General features: G+C 60.1%; 15 protein-coding genes and 1 riboswitch. Of the genes, 6 read left to right on the top strand and 9 right to left on the bottom strand.

Annotation, left to right across the window (positions count from 1 at the left end; translation table 11 throughout):
- Window position 1: 1 nt before the first annotated feature.
- Entirely contained in the window at window positions 2-1,660 is a 1,659-nt protein-coding gene (locus AC2YI2_RS11035; RefSeq protein ID WP_487386519.1) for an AAA family ATPase, read from the bottom strand.
- Window positions 1,661-1,796: 136 nt separating this feature from the next.
- Window positions 1,797-1,945, top strand: a riboswitch (FMN riboswitch).
- An 80-nt stretch (window positions 1,946-2,025) separates the two neighbouring features.
- Between AC2YI2_RS11035 and AC2YI2_RS11030 the strand changes: the two genes are divergently transcribed.
- Window positions 2,026-2,523, top strand: a complete 498-nt coding sequence (locus tag AC2YI2_RS11030) for a 6,7-dimethyl-8-ribityllumazine synthase (protein ID WP_487386518.1) — start codon at window positions 2,026-2,028, stop codon at window positions 2,521-2,523.
- 68 nt (window positions 2,524-2,591) lie between these two features.
- Here AC2YI2_RS11030 and AC2YI2_RS11025 read toward each other — a convergent pair whose 3' ends face one another.
- From AC2YI2_RS11025 to AC2YI2_RS11010, 4 genes are all read right to left on the bottom strand, one after another.
- Window positions 2,592-2,999, bottom strand: coding sequence for an HU family DNA-binding protein (locus tag AC2YI2_RS11025; protein ID WP_487386851.1), 408 nt, complete (start codon window positions 2,997-2,999; stop codon window positions 2,592-2,594).
- A gap of 85 nt (window positions 3,000-3,084) precedes the next feature.
- On the bottom strand, window positions 3,085-5,502 hold the full coding sequence (gene lon / locus AC2YI2_RS11020; protein ID WP_487386517.1) for an endopeptidase La: 2,418 nt from the start codon (window positions 5,500-5,502) through the stop codon (window positions 3,085-3,087).
- A gap of 379 nt (window positions 5,503-5,881) precedes the next feature.
- Window positions 5,882-7,159 (bottom strand): ATP-dependent Clp protease ATP-binding subunit ClpX, encoded by a 1,278-nt coding sequence (clpX, locus tag AC2YI2_RS11015; RefSeq protein WP_487386516.1) that lies wholly within the window; start codon window positions 7,157-7,159, stop codon window positions 5,882-5,884.
- Between the two features lie 297 nt (window positions 7,160-7,456).
- Complete coding sequence (locus AC2YI2_RS11010) at window positions 7,457-8,089, bottom strand: ATP-dependent Clp protease proteolytic subunit (RefSeq protein ID WP_487386515.1); 633 nt, start codon at window positions 8,087-8,089, stop codon at window positions 7,457-7,459.
- A gap of 550 nt (window positions 8,090-8,639) precedes the next feature.
- Here AC2YI2_RS11010 and AC2YI2_RS11005 point away from each other — a divergent pair.
- Complete coding sequence (locus AC2YI2_RS11005) at window positions 8,640-9,887, top strand: cytochrome P450 (protein WP_487386514.1); 1,248 nt, start codon at window positions 8,640-8,642, stop codon at window positions 9,885-9,887.
- A 79-nt stretch (window positions 9,888-9,966) separates the two neighbouring features.
- Here AC2YI2_RS11005 and AC2YI2_RS11000 read toward each other — a convergent pair whose 3' ends face one another.
- Window positions 9,967-10,782 carry an SDR family NAD(P)-dependent oxidoreductase gene (locus AC2YI2_RS11000; RefSeq protein WP_487386513.1) on the bottom strand — a complete coding sequence of 272 codons (816 nt, stop codon included), beginning with the start codon at window positions 10,780-10,782 and terminating at the stop codon, window positions 9,967-9,969.
- A 129-nt stretch (window positions 10,783-10,911) separates the two neighbouring features.
- Here AC2YI2_RS11000 and AC2YI2_RS10995 point away from each other — a divergent pair, with 129 nt between their 5' ends.
- Entirely contained in the window at window positions 10,912-11,373 is a 462-nt protein-coding gene (locus AC2YI2_RS10995; RefSeq protein WP_487386512.1) for a MarR family winged helix-turn-helix transcriptional regulator, read from the top strand.
- A 458-nt stretch (window positions 11,374-11,831) separates the two neighbouring features.
- Complete coding sequence (locus AC2YI2_RS10990; RefSeq protein WP_487386511.1) at window positions 11,832-12,257, top strand: hypothetical protein; 426 nt, start codon at window positions 11,832-11,834, stop codon at window positions 12,255-12,257.
- On the opposite strand, the gene AC2YI2_RS10985 is transcribed toward AC2YI2_RS10990, so the two are convergent.
- Both AC2YI2_RS10985 and AC2YI2_RS10980 read right to left on the bottom strand, forming a co-directional pair.
- Window positions 12,247-12,594, bottom strand: coding sequence for a cupin domain-containing protein (locus tag AC2YI2_RS10985; RefSeq protein WP_487386510.1), 348 nt, complete (start codon window positions 12,592-12,594; stop codon window positions 12,247-12,249). The genes AC2YI2_RS10990 and AC2YI2_RS10985 overlap by 11 nt on opposite strands.
- The gene (locus tag AC2YI2_RS10980; RefSeq protein ID WP_487386509.1) at window positions 12,591-13,874 is read right to left on the bottom strand and encodes an O-acetylhomoserine aminocarboxypropyltransferase; all 1,284 of its coding nucleotides are present in this window, start codon (window positions 13,872-13,874) and stop codon (window positions 12,591-12,593) included. Before AC2YI2_RS10980 ends, AC2YI2_RS10985 begins: the two co-directional genes overlap by 4 nt.
- A gap of 175 nt (window positions 13,875-14,049) precedes the next feature.
- Here AC2YI2_RS10980 and AC2YI2_RS10975 point away from each other — a divergent pair, with 175 nt between their 5' ends.
- On the top strand, window positions 14,050-15,186 hold the full coding sequence (locus tag AC2YI2_RS10975) for an AI-2E family transporter (RefSeq protein WP_487386508.1): 1,137 nt from the start codon (window positions 14,050-14,052) through the stop codon (window positions 15,184-15,186).
- A 108-nt stretch (window positions 15,187-15,294) separates the two neighbouring features.
- On the opposite strand, the gene dksA is transcribed toward AC2YI2_RS10975, so the two are convergent.
- A complete protein-coding gene (gene dksA / locus AC2YI2_RS10970; protein WP_487386507.1) occupies window positions 15,295-15,714 on the bottom strand; it encodes an RNA polymerase-binding protein DksA in 420 nt (139 codons plus the stop codon).
- A gap of 272 nt (window positions 15,715-15,986) precedes the next feature.
- Here dksA and AC2YI2_RS10965 point away from each other — a divergent pair, with 272 nt between their 5' ends.
- Window positions 15,987-16,505 (top strand): SixA phosphatase family protein, encoded by a 519-nt coding sequence (locus AC2YI2_RS10965; protein WP_487386506.1) that lies wholly within the window; start codon window positions 15,987-15,989, stop codon window positions 16,503-16,505.
- Window positions 16,506-16,533 lie beyond the last annotated feature (28 nt).

The raw sequence follows: 16,533 nt of genomic DNA, 5'->3' as shown, positions 1-16,533 counted from the left end.
TCTATCCGCGGGCGATTCGGCGCTGGAACGAGCCGCGCGACCCGGCGGCAGCATAGAGCGGCAGCTTGCGGAGATCCGCGCGGGTCAGCACCAGTCCTAGCAGCTTGGCTCGCACCTCCGGCTCTGCATCGAGCAGATCGGCGACCAGCTGTGGTGTCGCCTTGCCCCATTGGGCGGCCAGCACGAAACCATCGGCGAAGCGAGTCGCGGCGCGCGCATCCGCGGCGACGGACAGCGGCGAGAGATCGAGAATGACGTGCTGGTATTGCGCGGTGAGCTTTTCGAAGAAGGCCTGGGCGCGGGCGGACGAGAGGAGCGCCGATGGCTCAACGATCCGGCCATCGCCTATCGTCATCGGCATGAGCGATAGATTGGTTTTGGAATCGTATAGCACGCAATCATCAATGGGTTTGTCCTGCAGCAGCGCATCGACGATGCCCTGCTCGGCGCCGCTCGCGAGCCACTTGCTGAGCCGGGCTTCGCGGCTATCCACGTCGACGAGCAGCACGCTTCGGCCGATGCTGGCAAGGTGGGTGGCAAGATTGACTGAAAGCACCGACGTGCCCTCTCCCGGCAGCACGGATGTCAGGCCGGTGATCTGGCTCTTGCCTTCCTCAGCAGAGGACAGGATCGCCACGCCCATGGCGCGCACGGTCTCGCCGAAGACGGAATGCGGCTCCAGCACCACCCGGCGTGCAGCATCGGGCAGCGGCTGCCCGTTGCCGATGGTGGTATTGGCACCAAGGCGCGGGGACCGCCGCGGCAGATAGCCCAGGAACCTCGTGCCGGTGTATCGCGCCAGCGCATCGCCATCGCGCACGCCGCGGTCGGTCAATTCGCGGAAGCCGGCCAGGGCGCAGCCGATGACAGCGCCGAGAATCAGGCCGACAGCGACCAGCAAGGAGGTGCGCGGTGCGACGGGCGCGCCCGGCAGGCGCGCATTGTTGAGGACAATGACATCCATGCCAGGCAGAGCGCGGGAGACCATGATGTCGCGCAAGCGCGCCTGCAGGGCCTCCTTTTCCGGGCTTGTCGCGCGATCGATCTCGCTCTGCAGCGCAGCGCGGAGGCGGGAATTGGCGACATCGTTTTCCTGTGCCATCTTCTGCTTGAAGGCGTCGGCGAAAGCCTGCGCGACCTTCTGCGCGACGGCCGGATCGTTATGCGAGTAGGAAATGGCGGCCACATAAGTGCGGCCGACACGCAGAACCCTGACGTCCCGCTGCAACCGCGCCACAACCTGATCATCCGCGAGCGCCTCGGCCTTGCGGTCCTTTTTCCCGATCACCCGCGAGACCAGCCGCTCGAGCCGCGACGTGCCTCTCGCCGCAAAGGCGGCGTCCTCGGCCAGGCCGAGCTGATTGGCCACTGTCTGGGCGACGGAGGAGGAGCGCACCAGTTCCAACTGCGAGAGGAACTGCCCTTCCTCTTCCGGCGTCGAAGTCTGGATGCCCTGCCGCAGCGGATCCACCGCCGGACCGGACCGCACCATGATCGTGGCCGATGAGGCATAGTTCGGAACCTGGCTTATGGCATAGACGTAGCCCAGGACCGCGCCCAGAAGCGCGAAGGCGACAACGGCGAACCATCGCCGGCGGCCGACGGCCAGCAGCTGTTGGAGAACATGGACATCCGGATTGGTCGTGGCCTGCTGGTTCAAGTGTCACCCGCTGGAATTATGACGCGCTTGCAAGGGTATAGAGAGAGGTTTCGTTGCAATCAAGTTCGACGCCCTCGACGGCTTGCCGCGCCGCAAAATGTGGTTTACGTCTTCATCGTCTGCGACAGTTCGCAGACGATGATCTCAGGGCGGGGTGCGATTCCCCACCGGCGGTATGCGAGGCAACTCGCGAGCCCGCGAGCGCCTGCTGCGTCAAACGGCAGGGTCAGCAGATTCGGTGAGAAGCCGAAGCCGACGGTATAGTCCGGATGAAAGAGATCGGTGCCTTGGCACCCGTGGCGACACGGGTGATAACAGGCGTCCGCTTGCCCTGATTCATGTGTTGGCAAGAAAGGACAACCACCATGAATCCAGAAAATACCAAGACTGAACAGACGTCGCCTGCCCTTCCCGGCCGCCGCATAGCCTTCGTGCAGGCGCGATGGCATCGGGATATTGTCGATTGCTGCCGCAATGCGTTTGCAGAGGAGATCGTCAGCATTGCCGGCGAGCGCGTGCGGATCGATTACTTCGAAGTGCCCGGCGCCTTTGAGATTCCGCTGCGCGCCAAGCGCCTCGCCCGCGGCGCCCGTTATGATGCAGTGATTGGTGCGGCACTCGTCGTCGATGGCGGCATCTACCGGCACGAATTCGTGGCGCAGGCAGTAATCAACGGGTTGATGCAGGTCGGGCTCGAGACCAATGTGCCGGTGCTCTCGGCCGTTCTGACACCGCACCATTTTCACAGCCATGCCGACCACCAGTCATTCTTCGCGGAGCATTTCCGCGTGAAGGGCCGCGAAGCGGCCGAGGCCTGCATGGCGCTGATCGACGAACCGGAATTCCGGCAATTCGCCGCCTGATCTGACGCCAAAGAAAAAGCCCGGATTCGCGAGAGCCCGGGCCTTCCACCAGAAAACTGGTACCAGGATCAGCCGTTAACGGAGTCCTTCAGGCCCTTGCCTGCGGTGAACTTCGGCACGTTGCGGGCCGGGATGTTGACCTTTTCGCCCGTCGAGACGTTGCGGCCGACAGAGGCTTCGCGACGGCTGACGGAGAAGTTGCCGAAACCAACGAGGCGAACGTCACCGCCCTTCTTGAGTTCGTCCTGAACGGTGTCGAACACAGCGTCAACGGCGGTCGCCGCATCGCTCTTGCTGAGGCCTGCCTTTTCGGCAACTGCGGCTACGAGTTCACTCTTGTTCATGTTTCCACCCCTTTCTAGCTGGTTTGAAACGACTCGGTTTGTTCTTGGGGCAGTTAATGACTTAGCCTGCCCGACCGCAACCCTGATAACGAAATTTCCCGAGAAATCCAGTGTGTTTGAGCGATTTTCCATAAAGAATTGGCCGGTCCAGGGACCGGCCAATCACCATTTTTGATCGTTTGGGCCGGATTGTTACACCCCGGCCACATTTCCGCGCTCAGTGAGCAATGGAAAGCCCTGCATCGTCGACGGTACCCGGCTTTGCCGCAGTCGGCTCGAAGGATTCGTTCCATTCGATCGGCACAGGCTGCCTGACGAGGGCATGCTCCAACACTTCGCTCATCCGCGAAACCGGGATGATCTCCATGTTGTTCTTCACATTGTCAGGAATTTCAGCCAAATCCTTGGCATTATCCTGCGGGATCAACACCTTCTTGATGCCGCCACGGAGCGCCGCGAGCAGCTTTTCCTTCAGGCCACCAATCGGCGATACGCGACCGCGAAGCGTGATTTCGCCGGTCATCGCGACGTCATGACGAACGGGAATCCCGGTCATCACAGACACGATTGCCGTGACCATGCCGACACCGGCGGACGGACCGTCCTTGGGTGTCGCACCATCCGGCACGTGAACGTGGATGTCGCGGCGCTCGAAGAGCGGCGGTTCGATCCCGAAATCGATGGCGCGGGAGCGGACATAGGATGCCGCAGCCGAAATCGATTCCTTCATCACATCCTTGAGGTTGCCAGTCACCGTCATGCGGCCCTTGCCGGGCATCATGAGGGCTTCGACCATCAGCATCTCGCCGCCGACTTCGGTCCAGGCGAGACCGTTGACAACACCGACCTGGTCTTCCTTGTCGCCTTCGTCGTGGCGGAAGCGCGGAACACCCAGATATTTGTCGAGGTTGTCCTTGGTGATCTCGACCTTCAGCACCTTGTCGCGAAGGATTTCGGTGACCGCCTTTCGAGCGAGCTTGTTGAGCTCGCGTTCGAAGTTGCGGACGCCGGCTTCCCGCGTGTAGGCGCGGATGACTTCGAGCAGGGTCTCGTCGGTTACGGAGAATTCCTTTGCCTGAAGCGCGTGGTCACGCATCGCCTTCGACAGAAGATGACGCTTGGCAATCTCGACCTTCTCATCCTCGGTATAGCCGGCGATGCGGATGATCTCCATGCGGTCCATCAGCGGAGCCGGGATATTGAGCGTGTTGGCCGTGGTGACGAACATCACGTTCGACAGGTCATATTCCACTTCCAGATAGTGATCCATGAAGGTGGAGTTCTGTTCCGGATCCAGCACCTCAAGAAGCGCCGACGACGGATCGCCGCGGAAATCCTGGCCCATCTTGTCGATCTCATCGAGCAGGAAGAGCGGATTGGCCTTCTTTGCCTTCTTCATCGACTGCACGATCTTGCCGGGCATCGAACCGATATAGGTCCGGCGGTGACCGCGGATCTCGGCCTCGTCGCGCACGCCGCCGAGCGCCATGCGGACATATTCGCGGCCGGTCGCCTTGGCGATCGACTTGGCGAGCGAGGTCTTGCCGACGCCGGGAGGGCCGACGAGGCACAGGATGGGACCCTTGATCTTGGTCGAGCGCGCCTGGACGGCGAGATATTCGACGATGCGCTCCTTGACCTTGTCGAGGCCGAAATGATCCTCGTCGAGGATTTTCTCGGAATTGATAAGGTCGGTCTTGACGCGGCTGAACTTGCCCCAGGGCAGGCTCAGCAGCCAGTCGAGATAGTTGCGCACCACCGTCGATTCGGCCGACATCGGGCTCATCTGCTTGAGCTTGCGGAACTCCGCATCGGCCTTTTCACGGGCTTCCTTGGAAAGCTTGGTCTTGGCGATCCGGGCTTCCAGTTCGGCCATTTCGTCGCGGCCGTCCTCGTCGCCCAGTTCCTTCTGGATCGCCTTCATCTGCTCATTGAGGTAGTATTCGCGCTGCGTCTTCTCCATCTGGCGCTTGACGCGCGAGCGGATACGCTTTTCCACCTGCAGGACGGAAATCTCGCCTTCCATGAAGCCGAGCGCCTTTTCGAGCCGGCCTTTGACGGATACGGTTTCGAGCATTTCCTGCTTGTCGGTCAGCTTGATCGAAAGATGCGAAGCGACCGTGTCGGCGAGCTTGGAATAATCCTCGATCTGGCCGGCAGCGCTGACGACTTCAGGAGAGATCTTCTTGTTGAGCTTGACGTAGTTTTCGAACTCGGAAACCACCGAGCGCGACATGGCTTCGATTTCGACGGCATCCTCTTCGGGTTCATCAAGAATCTCGGCCGAAGCTTCGTAGAATTCTTCACGCGCGGTATAGTGCTCGATACGGGCGCGCGCGCGACCTTCGACCAGTACCTTCACGGTACCGTCGGGGAGCTTCAGGAGCTGAAGGACGTTGGCGGCTGTGCCGACTTCAAAGATTGCGGACGGCGGCGGATCGTCGTCAGTCGCATTCTTCTGGGTGACCAGAAGGATCTGGCGGTCAGTGCCGATCACTTCTTCCAGCGCACGGATGGATTTTTCCCGGCCCACGAAGAGTGGAACGATCATGTGCGGAAACACCACGATGTCGCGCAGGGGCAAGACGGGGTAGTTCTGCTGAGTTCCTTCAGCCGGGATTGTCTTTTTGGTCATTTCTTTCCCTTTCAAGTCCAGCCTTTGACAAGGCCAGGGCGACAGTCCCTCCAATAGGCGACGCCGACCTGTGTAGAGCCGTCTGGCTCGCGATTACAGGTGGCGATCCAAAAGAGGCAATTCAAGCCTGCAACCCGTGCTGCGGAATGCCGGCTGTCACATCTCTGTCACGATCCCGAGAGCAGACTAGCTTCACCGGATGTCGCGAAGCTTGCGCGCGCCCGCGAGGAATCGCGTTTTCCTGCATTAACGTTTGTTGTGCCCCCGTTGATGGCGAGGCGCAACGAAAAATGCGGAAAATGCCGGGAATTATTGCATCGCAAGCAATGAAAAAGGCCCGGAAAATCCGGGCCTTCGCATGTGTTCTGTCGAGGTTGGCTTACGCCGAGGCAGGCGCCTTTTCATCTCGCCGGTCAGCGTAGATGTAGAGCGGACGCGCATTGCCCTTGACCACTTCTTCGGAGATGACGACTTCCCGTACGCCTTCCAGCGTCGGCAGGTCGAACATCGTGTCGAGCAGGATCTTCTCCATGATCGACCGAAGGCCACGGGCGCCGGTCTTGCGGACGATAGCGCGCTTGGCGATCTCGCGCAGCGCATCCTCGTGGAAGTTCAGTTCCACATCTTCCATCTCGAACAGGCGCTGGTACTGCTTGACCAGTGCGTTCTTCGGCTCGCTGAGGATCTGGATCAGCGCATCCTCGTCGAGGTCTTCAAGCGTCGCGATGACCGGCAGACGGCCGATGAATTCCGGGATGAGGCCGAACTTCACCAGGTCTTCCGGCTCGAGATCGCGCAGGACGTGACCGACTCGGCGCTCGTCCGGCGCGGCAACCTTGGCGCCGAAGCCGATCGAGGTCTTCTCGGAGCGCGCCAGGATCACCTTGTCGAGGCCGGCAAACGCGCCGCCGCAGAGGAACAGGATGTTCGTCGTGTCGACCTGCAGGAATTCCTGCTGCGGATGCTTGCGACCACCCTGCGGCGGAACCGAAGCGACGGTACCTTCCATGATCTTGAGCAGCGCCTGCTGGACGCCCTCGCCCGATACGTCGCGGGTGATCGAGGGGTTGTCAGACTTGCGGCTGATCTTGTCGACTTCGTCGATATAGACGATGCCGCGCTGGGCGCGTTCGACATTGTAGTCGGCGGCCTGGAGCAGCTTCAGGATGATGTTCTCGACGTCTTCGCCGACATAGCCAGCTTCCGTCAGCGTCGTGGCGTCAGCCATGGTGAACGGCACGTCGATGATGCGCGCCAGCGTCTGGGCGAGATAGGTCTTGCCGCAGCCGGTCGGGCCGACAAGCAGGATGTTGGACTTGGCCAGTTCGACGTCCTGGTTCTTGGTGGCATGCGCGAGGCGCTTGTAGTGATTGTGCACGGCGACCGAAAGAATGCGCTTGGCCTGGCTCTGGCCGATCACATATTCGTCGAGCACCTTCATGATATCTTGCGGGGTCGGAACGCCCTCGCGGGACTTGACCATCGAGGATTTGTTTTCCTCGCGGATGATGTCCATGCAGAGCTCGACGCATTCGTCGCAGATGAAAACCGTTGGGCCGGCGATCAGCTTGCGAACCTCATGCTGGCTCTTGCCGCAGAAAGAGCAGTAGAGGGTATTCTTGGAGTCACCGCCGTTGCTTCCGCTGACTTTGCTCATTGTACTTTCCTTCCACAACACCCGTGACGCCAACATGTGCACACGGGGTCAAACCTGACACCCCGGCATTGAGCGGAACTTGCCGCTGTCACGACGGGGCCCTAGGGGCGCATACCACGGCAAACAAACCATACTTGCCAAGTGGCGGCAACGAATCCCCCTCATTCGAGGGAGCCTATGTCATATTTCTTCAACATAGGCTTAATGTCCATAATTAACGATCCCGACTTCCGCCGCATAGCCCTTTTCGAAGACTTTCTTGTCAGCAAATGGGCAAAGCGGCGGATCACGCGAAAGTTAAGCGTCAGTCTCGCCTTCGGCGTCGAGGCGCGTGGTGATGACCTGATCGATCAGGCCCCAGTCCTTAGCCTCCTCCGCGCTCATGAAGTTGTCGCGGTCAAGCGCACGCTCGACCTCATCATAGGTCCGGCCGGTATGCTTTTCATAGATCTCGTTGAGGCGGCGCTTCATCTTGAGGATGTCACGGGCATGGCGCTCGATGTCCGAGGCCTGGCCGGAGAAACCACCCGAGGGCTGATGCACCATGATGCGTGCGTTCGGCGTCGCGTAACGGGCGCCCTTGGCGCCGGCCGTCAGAAGCAGAGACCCCATCGAAGCGGCCTGACCGACGCAGAGCGTCGAGACTGCCGGACGGATGAACTGCATCGTGTCATAGATCGCCATGCCGGCTGTCACATAACCGCCGGGAGAATTGATATAGAGCGAAATTTCCTTCTTCGGATTTTCAGATTCGAGGAAGAGAAGCTGGGCGCAGGCGAGTGCCGCCATCGTGTCATCGACCGGGCCAATCAGGAAGATGATCCGTTCACGCAGAAGCCTCGAGAAAATGTCCCATCCGCGTTCGCCGCGGTTGGTCTGTTCGATCACCTGAGGGATGATCGCCATGGTGGTTTCAATTGGATCTCTCATATCCATCCTTCGCAGCAACCTCCGGAAACCCGCTGGCTCCCGGAATCATCGGAAATTGTCACTCCCTACATAGAGTGTCAGCACCCAGAACTTCAAGTCATGCAGGGACTTTGCCGGACGGTCCTTTCAGATTCGCCATTAATGCCGAGTAAGGCGGCGATGGATATCCCTTGATATTGGGATTTGGGGTGAAGAAAGGGTGAAGTGTGCAGGCAGCGCCTCTCAAATTTCGAGCGGAAACCTACCTGTGGGCAAAGAAACCGAATCTAGGACCTGTCTCCGGATTTCAACCCTGCTCTTTCGAACTCCGCTTGGTCGGCTGGGCCGAGCGGTTCCAGGCGACAGTGTGGTTTGCCATATCTGGTGATGACGAAGGGCAGCACCTGACGACGTCTCTTCGACATATCTTTCGAAATTCTTACGCCACTCCGTCATGGAAATCCGTCGCATCCTCGATCTCCTTTCTTTTAACATAGGACACTGCCCTGCTTCTGTGGAGCCGTTGAGAGCATGCCTTCCTAAGAAAATTGAAAAGCGCTAGTGATCCGGAATGACCGACATTCCCTCGTATTTCAAATTCGACCCCGCCACCCGCCGTCTTTCGCTCGATGCCCGCGATCCGGCTTTCTATCTCAACCCAAACCGTGGCTATGCCGCGATGCATGCCGCGTCGCCCACCTTCTTCTGGGAAGAGGAGAAGCACTGGTATTTCACGGCCTACGACCAGGTGAACGCCATCCTGCGCGACCGGCGGTTCGGCCGTCAGATCACGCATGTGATGAGCCGCGAAGAGCTTGGCTGGCCGGAACCATCGCCGCATCTTGCCGATTTCGACCGGTCGGAGTCAAAGTCCTTGCTGTCGATCGAACCGCCTGAGCACACACGGCTCCGGACGCTGGTCAATCGCGCCTTTGTCTCGCGAAATATCGAGCGTTTGCGGCCCGAGATTGCTGCCCTTTCGCACCAGCTGATCGACGGTTTCGAGAAGGATGGCGGCACCGAACTGCTTTCGACCTTTGCCGAGATCATCCCCGTCACCGTCATCGCCCGGATGATCGGCGTGCCGGACGAGATGTGCCGGCAGTTGCTCGACTGGAGCCACGATTATGTGCGCATGTATATGTTCGGCAAGACGGCAGAGGACGAGCATCTTGCCAACAAGGCAGCGAAGGAGTTCGCGGAGTATGTGGTCAAGCTTGCCGCAGAACGGCGCAGCGATCCCCGCGATGATCTTTTGACGCTGATGCTGTCACCGGCACGTGACGGACAGTACCTCACCGAGGAAGAGCTGGTCTCGACGACGATCGTGCTGCTGAATGCCGGCCATGAAGCGACGGTTCACCAGATCGGCAATGCGGTGAATGTCATCCTGAAGAACGGCGCCGATCCGAAATCGCTGTTCGCCGATGCCAAAGCGACGGAACTGACCGTCGAGGAGAGCTTCCGCATCTCCGCGCCGGTCCACATCTTCAAGCGCTGGGCGCTGGAGGATCTTGAATTCGGCGGTATTGCGTTGAAGAAAGGCGAGGAAGTCGGACTGATCCTGGCTGCCGCCAATCTCGATCCGCAGAAATTCACAGATCCCCTTGCCTTCCGGCCGCGACGCGAGGAAGGCCTCAGCCTCTCCTTCGGCGCAGGGATCCATTTCTGCATCGGCGCGCCGCTGGCCCGGCTCGAAATGAACATCGCACTGCCGATCCTCTTCAAGCGGCTGCCGGACCTGCGACTGGCCAGCGAGCCCGTCGTCAAGGACGTCTATCATTTCCATGGACTGGAACGGCTCGACCTCTGTTGGTGAACCAGCCGCCCGCGGCGCGGAGAGGACGCCGCGGGCGCTTGGGCGCCACCGCCAAACTGTCGGCGCCCGAAGGGGATGATCAGGCCGCCGCCTTGGAGGCGACGTTGTAGCGGCTGGCTGGGCGGTCGCGAGAGGCCTGGCCGCCAAGCGCCATTCGCGCGTCCTGGAAGCCGTTCACGAGGCTCTCGTCCTCCGCAGACGGCACGGTTACAAGTTCACCGTGGTCGTAGCCGGCAAGTGCTGCATCGACGAGATCGTTCACATCCATGATCCGATCCTGCGGCAGATGATCGAAGGAGCCTCCGACCCGGTCGAAGATCTCGGTGCGGGTGAGGCCCGGCAGGACGGCCTGCAGCTTGACGCCCTTGTCCTTCAGTTCACTGGCAAGCGACAAGGTCAGTCCGAGGACGAAGGCCTTGGTGCCACTATATGTGCCGTTGAAGAGTTCCGGGACGATCGCGACGGCTGAGGCAATGTTGATGATGCCACCCTTGCCACGCGCCACGAAAGTCTGGGCGGCCGCGACGGCGAGCCGGTTGGCGGCGGTAACGTTGATGGCGATCATCTGGTCGAGATAGCCGATGTCATCGGCGAGCAGTGGCCCCTTGGGCCCAATCCCGGCATTGTTGACGAGCAGCGTGATCGCCTCATCGGCGCGCAGACGGCTCTCGACTCGCCGCAGATCGACATCCCTGGTCAGGTCTGCGGCCAGAACGTCCGCCTTCACGCCATGCTTGGCCGAAAGCTGATCCGCCAAGGTGTCGAGGCGGGCGAAGTCACGGGCAACGAGCAGAAGGTCATAACCCCTCCGCGCAAGCCGTTCGGCGTAAATCGCACCGATACCCGACGATGCGCCGGTGACGAGTGCTGTTCCCTGTTGTGCAATCCGAGCCATGATCTCTCTCCTTCTGGAATTTAATGGCATATGCCACTATGTTGTAGCTGACTTGCTATATGCAAGAGGCTCCGATAAATTTAATTGCATATGCCAGTATTTTCCTGGCGACGAATTGAGAGATGTGAGATGGCCGAGGCCGATGACGGCATCTGGATGCATTGCTCGAACACGGCGATCCGCCGCGCCGCCCGCCAGCTCGGCCAGCTCTATGACGACTGCATGGAGGGTACCGGCCTCAGGGGCACGCAGTTTTCGCTGCTCTCGCAGATTGCTGCCAGCGGCGAACCGGCCTTGAAACAGCTCGCCGAAGCCATGGTGATGGATCTTTCGGCACTGGGGCATACGCTGAAGCCGCTGATCCGTGATGGTTATCTGGAACTCGTGCCGGATGCGCAGGACCGCCGCGTTAGGCGTGCGCGACTGACGGCGCTGGGGCAGAAGACGCAGAAGAACTTGCTGGCCAATTGGCGGGATGCACAGGGCCGATTCGACCGCGTGTTCGGAAAGGAACAGTCGGAGGAAATCAGGAAGGCGCTCGCCTTCGTCTCGTCGCCAGAATTCGCGAAGGCGTTTCGGGGTAGCAGCTGAAACTCTTTGTAAAGTCTCGCAATCCTAGAGTGTCCTCACTCGACCTGCGAGCCCGCCATGATGCAGAAGCTTTTTTTCACGTTGGTCTTTATCATGCCGGCCAGCATTCTGCTTGGCTTCGCCATCTCAAATGCGCGATGGAACAGAGTTCTTTTCCTATTTGCTGGCATGACCCTGCTGACGACCTGGTTGATATTTCAAGACGGTCGCGAGAGCAGGCTTCCAGTCATGCCCCTTGTTGCCGCTTTTCAATTTGGCTTAATGGCGACGGCTATCGCCGGTGGGCTGGTTATCAGGATGGCCAGACGCGTCCTATCCCGCAATAGGGGCGCTTTGACGCGGCACCGTCGTCAGCAGATGAAATCCGGTGGCCAGATACCAACTTTGGAAGCGCGCTGGCATCCTTCATACCTGCGCTTTTCGCACATCAAGGCGCATTCGCCAGGGTTGATGGCGCTGTGCTGTTCATCGGCCTGGGAACGATCATCGGAATTGCGGTCTTTGCCTCCGCGACACTGCTTCGATCGAAATCCTACGCCTTCGCTGCAACTGCCGCGTCATGCGCGCTGTCGCTGGCGGCGCTGGCAACCTATGCCCTAAACACAGGCGCGAACGTGCATTATGCCGCAAAAAAGCTCGCCCAAGGCAAGCCCTATTGTATCCAGAGCGGAAACACCGTTGTGGTGGACATCTGGGATCTCACCATCCTGAATTTAAGGGCGAAGGGCACGTCCAACATGTACCTCAATTACCACGCCCTGTTGGTGACCGGCGAAAACGGCATGAACCAATTCTACATCTGGTCCTATCACCGGCGCCAGTTTCAACCCGCCGAAATGAGGTACAAACCTGATCGGATCTGCACCCCGCAGATCACACCCTGATCACATAATCTTTCCGTGTCGTTTCAAGTACTTCCCACGTCCCCTTGAATCCCGGCCGGAGAATGTAGCTCTCGCCTGCCTTTAGGTGAGCCGGCTCGCCGCCATCCTCGGTCACCACCGAGTAGCCTTCGAGGATGTGGAAATATTCCCACTCGTCATACTCGATCCGCCACTTGCCCGGCGTCGATTGCCAGATACCGGCATAGAGACCGCCCGCGGCTTCTTCGACATTCCAGGTGGTGAATTCGGGATTTCCCGAGATCAGCCGGTCCGGCGCTGGCGCGCCGGTTTCCGGAGTTATGTTGCTCATATCGAAGCCAATGGCATTGCCGCTCATGCGTGCTCCAGAGCCTGTTCGAGGTCGGCGATAATATCGGAGAGATCCTCGATACCGACCGAAAGTCGAACGACGTCAGGGCCGGCGCCGGCGGCGATCTGTTGCTCGGGGGCGAGCTGGCGGTGCGTCGTCGATGCCGGATGGATGACCAGCGAACGCGTGTCGCCGATATTGGCGAGATGCGAGAACAGCTTGAGATTCTCGACAACGTTCTTGCCGGATTCGTAGCCGCCCTTGAGGCCAAAGGTGAAGACCGCCCCGGCACCCTTTGGCGAGTATTTCATCTGTAGCGCGTGGTTCGGGTCGCTTTCGAGACCGGAATAGTTGACCCAGGCAACCTTGGGGTGAGACTTCAGCCATTTGGCGACGCCGAGCGAGTTGTCGCAATGGCGCTGCATGCGCAGCGGCAGAGTCTCGATGCCGGTCAGGACGAGAAAAGCGTTGAGCGGCGCTAGCGACGGGCCGAAATCGCGAAGGCCCAGCACGCGGGCGGCGATGGCGAATGCAATATTGCCGAAGGTCTGGTGCAGCACGACGCCACCATATTCCGGCCTCGGCTCCGACAGCATCGGGTATTTGCCGGACTTCGACCAGTCGAACGTGCCGCCATCGACAAGAATGCCGGCCATCGAATTGCCGTGACCGCCCATGAATTTGGTGAGCGAGTGAACGATGATATCGGCGCCGTGCTCAAACGGCCGAATGAGATAAGGCGTCGCCATCGTGTTGTCGACGATCAGCGGCAAGCCGTGCTTGTGCGCCATGTCGGCAATCGCCGCGATGTCCACGAAGGTGCCGTTGGGGTTGGCGAGACTTTCGACAAAGACTGCCTTGGTCCTGTCGTCGATCAGGCTCTCCATGCTGGACGCGTCTGATGTGTCGAACCAGCGGACGTTCCAGTCAAAGTTCTTGAAAGCATTGCCGAACTGATTGATCGAGCCGCCATAGAGACGTCGTGCCGCGATGAAATTGTCGCCCGGACGCATGATATTGTGAAAGATCAGCAGCTGAGCGCCATGCCCCGATGCCGTGGCCAACGCGGCGGTGCCGCCTTCCAGTGCCGCAACCCGCTCTTCGAGAACCGCGCTCGTCGGGTTCATGATGCGCGTATAGATGTTGCCGAAGGCCTGCAGGCCGAAGAGCGCGGCCGCATGGTCGGAATTTTCGAAAACATAGGCCGTGGTCTGGTAGATCGGCGTGATACGGGCCTTGGTGGTCGGATCAGGCTGTGCGCCGGCGTGGACCGCAAGTGTCGCGAAACCCGGATTGTCCTTGCTCATGATGCTCCTCCGTTTTTGTTGCGGGCGATGATAGCGATTTCACCGCCCCTGGATAGGGCAGATATGAATCCGGGACGCCCGCTGCTCGAAGTCACGAACATGAAATCACTGGCATTTATTGTGGCCGGTGATAGCTAGGCCGTAGAGATATTTCGTTCGAGAAAGCAGGCAATTCATGGAAAACCGCGCCACACGATCACGGCTTGCGGAGAATGTTGAACCGGTCATCGTGCCGCCCGCCCGGGCGCCGCTTGTCGGTTACGATTCCATCGCGCGCTGGCTGCTGGTCGCCATCCTTGCGGCGGGCGTCTATTTCTTCCATGGCTTTCTCGTGCCGGTGTTGGCGGCATTGGTGATCGGCTTTGCGAGCTGGCCGCTTTACACACGGCTTCGCACGGCCCTCGGTGGACGGGACATCTGGTCTGCCACGATTGCGCTGATCCTCGTCTTGTCCTTCATCATCGTGCCGATCGTGTTCACCACGTTGTACGCTGTCCAGGAAGTGCGCCTTTGGGCGGCGTGGGCGATCGAGGCCAACAGGGTCGGCCCGCCGGTGCCATTGTGGATCGCCGATCTGCCGATCGTTGGGGCAGATGCTGCTGAACAGTGGCAGCGTCATCTCGGCCATCCGGGTGGGCTCGGCGAGCTCGTTCAGGCGATCAGCGGCTCCAATATCGGCAATATCTATCGCGGCTTGCTCGTGGTCGGCTCGTCGGCCTTCCAGGCGCTCCTGACGCTGTTGTTCCTGTTGATCACGCTGTTCTTTGTCTATCGCGACGGCGACCGCTTGGTCGCGCAGCTGGATCGGCTGGGCGAGCGCGTCCTGCCGGATCGCTGGGAACGCGTCTCGCGCATCGTGCCGATGACAATCAGTTCGACGGTGATGGGCATGACCGTGATCGCGATCGGCGAAGGTATCGTGCTCGGAGTCGCCTATTGGCTCGCCGGTGTCCCCTCACCTGTCACACTCGGAATCATCACCGGCGTCATGGCGCTGGTGCCGGGCGGCGCGCCGCTCAGCTTCACGCTGGTGTCGATCTATCTGGTTGCCAGCGGCGCAACGGTCAACGGCATCGCGCTTCTCGTTTGGGGTTCGACCGAGCTCTTCATCGTCGACAAGACGCTGCGGCCAAAGCTGGTCGGAGGTCCGATCAAGCTGCCGTTCCTGCCGACCTTCTTCGGCCTGATCGGCGGCGTGAAGACCATGGGCTTCCTCGGCCTGTTTCTCGGGCCGGTGCTGATGGCGCTGATCGTGTCGATCTGGAGGGAGTGGGTTTATGAGGCCAAAAGCCCGGGCGATGTAGATCACTGATGGCGCTTGGCGTGCCAATCCCAGGCACGCGTTGGCCCTGGGCGCTCGAGACGGCGCCAAGGGCCGGAAACAAAAACACCCTCTTGCGAGGGCGGCCAATCAACTCAACTATTCGTCCCGATAGACTTTCTCGCGACGTTCGTGGCGCTCCTGCGCCTCGATCGACAGCGTAGCTATCGGACGAGCATCCAGCCGCTTGAGGCTGATGGGCTCGCCCGTCTCCTCACAATAGCCGTAGGTGCCATCATCGATCCGCTGCACGGCTGCGTCGATCTTGGAGATCAACTTGCGCTGGCGGTCGCGAGCGCGAAGCTCGATGGCCCGGTCGGTTTCGGAGGAGGCCCGGTCGGCAAGATCGGGGTGATTGGCACTCTCTTCTGCAAGGTGATCGAGAGTTTCGCGTGCCTCGCGCAAAATCTCGTTTCTCCATGCGACCAGCTTGGACCGGAAGTACGCCCGCTGCCGGGGATTCATGAATTCTTCTGCTTCCGAGGGAACATAGTCCGCAAGATCGATATTCTCACTCAACGCGATTCTCCTGAAGAACATCCCGCACGCGCTGCCCTATACAGTTACAAGTGTGTCAATTCAAGCTTAAAGCGCGGCTAACGGCCTTTTTACGGCTGTCACATTTTTGCGCTAAGTGGTTATATTTTTGTCAATATTCGCGATGACCACTTGAAGATCGCCTACTGTGGATGGCCGCGCCACGCGCGCATACCGAACAGTCGCGATTGACCTTTTGGGGGCCGCCGTTTACCCAATCGGCACAGATCTGTTTCATCTATGCGGTTCCCCCGATGCAGAGTGCCGGCGCCGAGACATTCCGACTCTATCTCGTCCGGCATGCCCATGCCGCCTGGGCGACGCCCGGCGTCAGCGATTTCGATCGGCCACTCGATGAGACCGGGCGCTTCGAGGCGCGCGACATGGCCGAGCAGGCGGCGCTGGCCGGCCTGGTTCCGGAAATCCTGATCTTCTCACCCGCGCTGCGCTGTCGCCAGACGACCTCGGTCCTGCTCGACGTGTTTCGCTCGGTCACGCCGACGGAGGATGCGGCACTCTATTCCGGCGGCCCCGACGCTTATTTCGAGCAAATTCGCCGGCACGCATCACATCGCTCGCTGATGATTGTTGGCCATAACCCGATGATCGAGGCCTGCGCCCATCATCTCTCCCGGGAAAGCGACATCATGAGCCCGCTTGCCATCGGCTACCCGACGGCGGGTCTGCTGGCGATCGATTTCGCATTCCCGCTTGCCGAACACCTCACGCATCGCGGCCAGCCGGTGGCGCTGATCACGCCGTCTTTGACCTGAGGCCGAACGTTCCTATATTGCGGCTAGA

It is taken from the genome of Rhizobium sp. SRI_017 (assembly GCF_057586295.1).
This window is presented reverse-complemented; position numbering and strand designations above follow the sequence as displayed.

Excerpts from the sequence above, each read along its gene's own strand:
- AC2YI2_RS11030 (WP_487386518.1), top strand. The coding sequence starts at position 2,026 with ATGAATCCAGAAAATACCAAGACTGAACAGACGTCGCCTGCCCTTCCC.
- AC2YI2_RS11025 (WP_487386851.1), bottom strand. The coding sequence starts at position 2,999 with ATGGAAAATCGCTCAAACACACTGGATTTCTCGGGAAATTTCGTTATC.
- lon (WP_487386517.1), bottom strand. The coding sequence starts at position 5,502 with ATGACCAAAAAGACAATCCCGGCTGAAGGAACTCAGCAGAACTACCCC.
- clpX (WP_487386516.1), bottom strand. The coding sequence starts at position 7,159 with ATGAGCAAAGTCAGCGGAAGCAACGGCGGTGACTCCAAGAATACCCTC.
- AC2YI2_RS11010 (WP_487386515.1), bottom strand. The coding sequence starts at position 8,089 with ATGAGAGATCCAATTGAAACCACCATGGCGATCATCCCTCAGGTGATC.
- AC2YI2_RS11005 (WP_487386514.1), top strand. The coding sequence starts at position 8,640 with ATGACCGACATTCCCTCGTATTTCAAATTCGACCCCGCCACCCGCCGT.
- AC2YI2_RS11000 (WP_487386513.1), bottom strand. The coding sequence starts at position 10,782 with ATGGCTCGGATTGCACAACAGGGAACAGCACTCGTCACCGGCGCATCG.
- AC2YI2_RS10995 (WP_487386512.1), top strand. The coding sequence starts at position 10,912 with ATGGCCGAGGCCGATGACGGCATCTGGATGCATTGCTCGAACACGGCG.
- AC2YI2_RS10985 (WP_487386510.1), bottom strand. The coding sequence starts at position 12,594 with ATGAGCGGCAATGCCATTGGCTTCGATATGAGCAACATAACTCCGGAA.
- AC2YI2_RS10980 (WP_487386509.1), bottom strand. The coding sequence starts at position 13,874 with ATGAGCAAGGACAATCCGGGTTTCGCGACACTTGCGGTCCACGCCGGC.
- AC2YI2_RS10975 (WP_487386508.1), top strand. The coding sequence starts at position 14,050 with ATGGAAAACCGCGCCACACGATCACGGCTTGCGGAGAATGTTGAACCG.
- AC2YI2_RS10965 (WP_487386506.1), top strand. The coding sequence starts at position 15,987 with ATGCAGAGTGCCGGCGCCGAGACATTCCGACTCTATCTCGTCCGGCAT.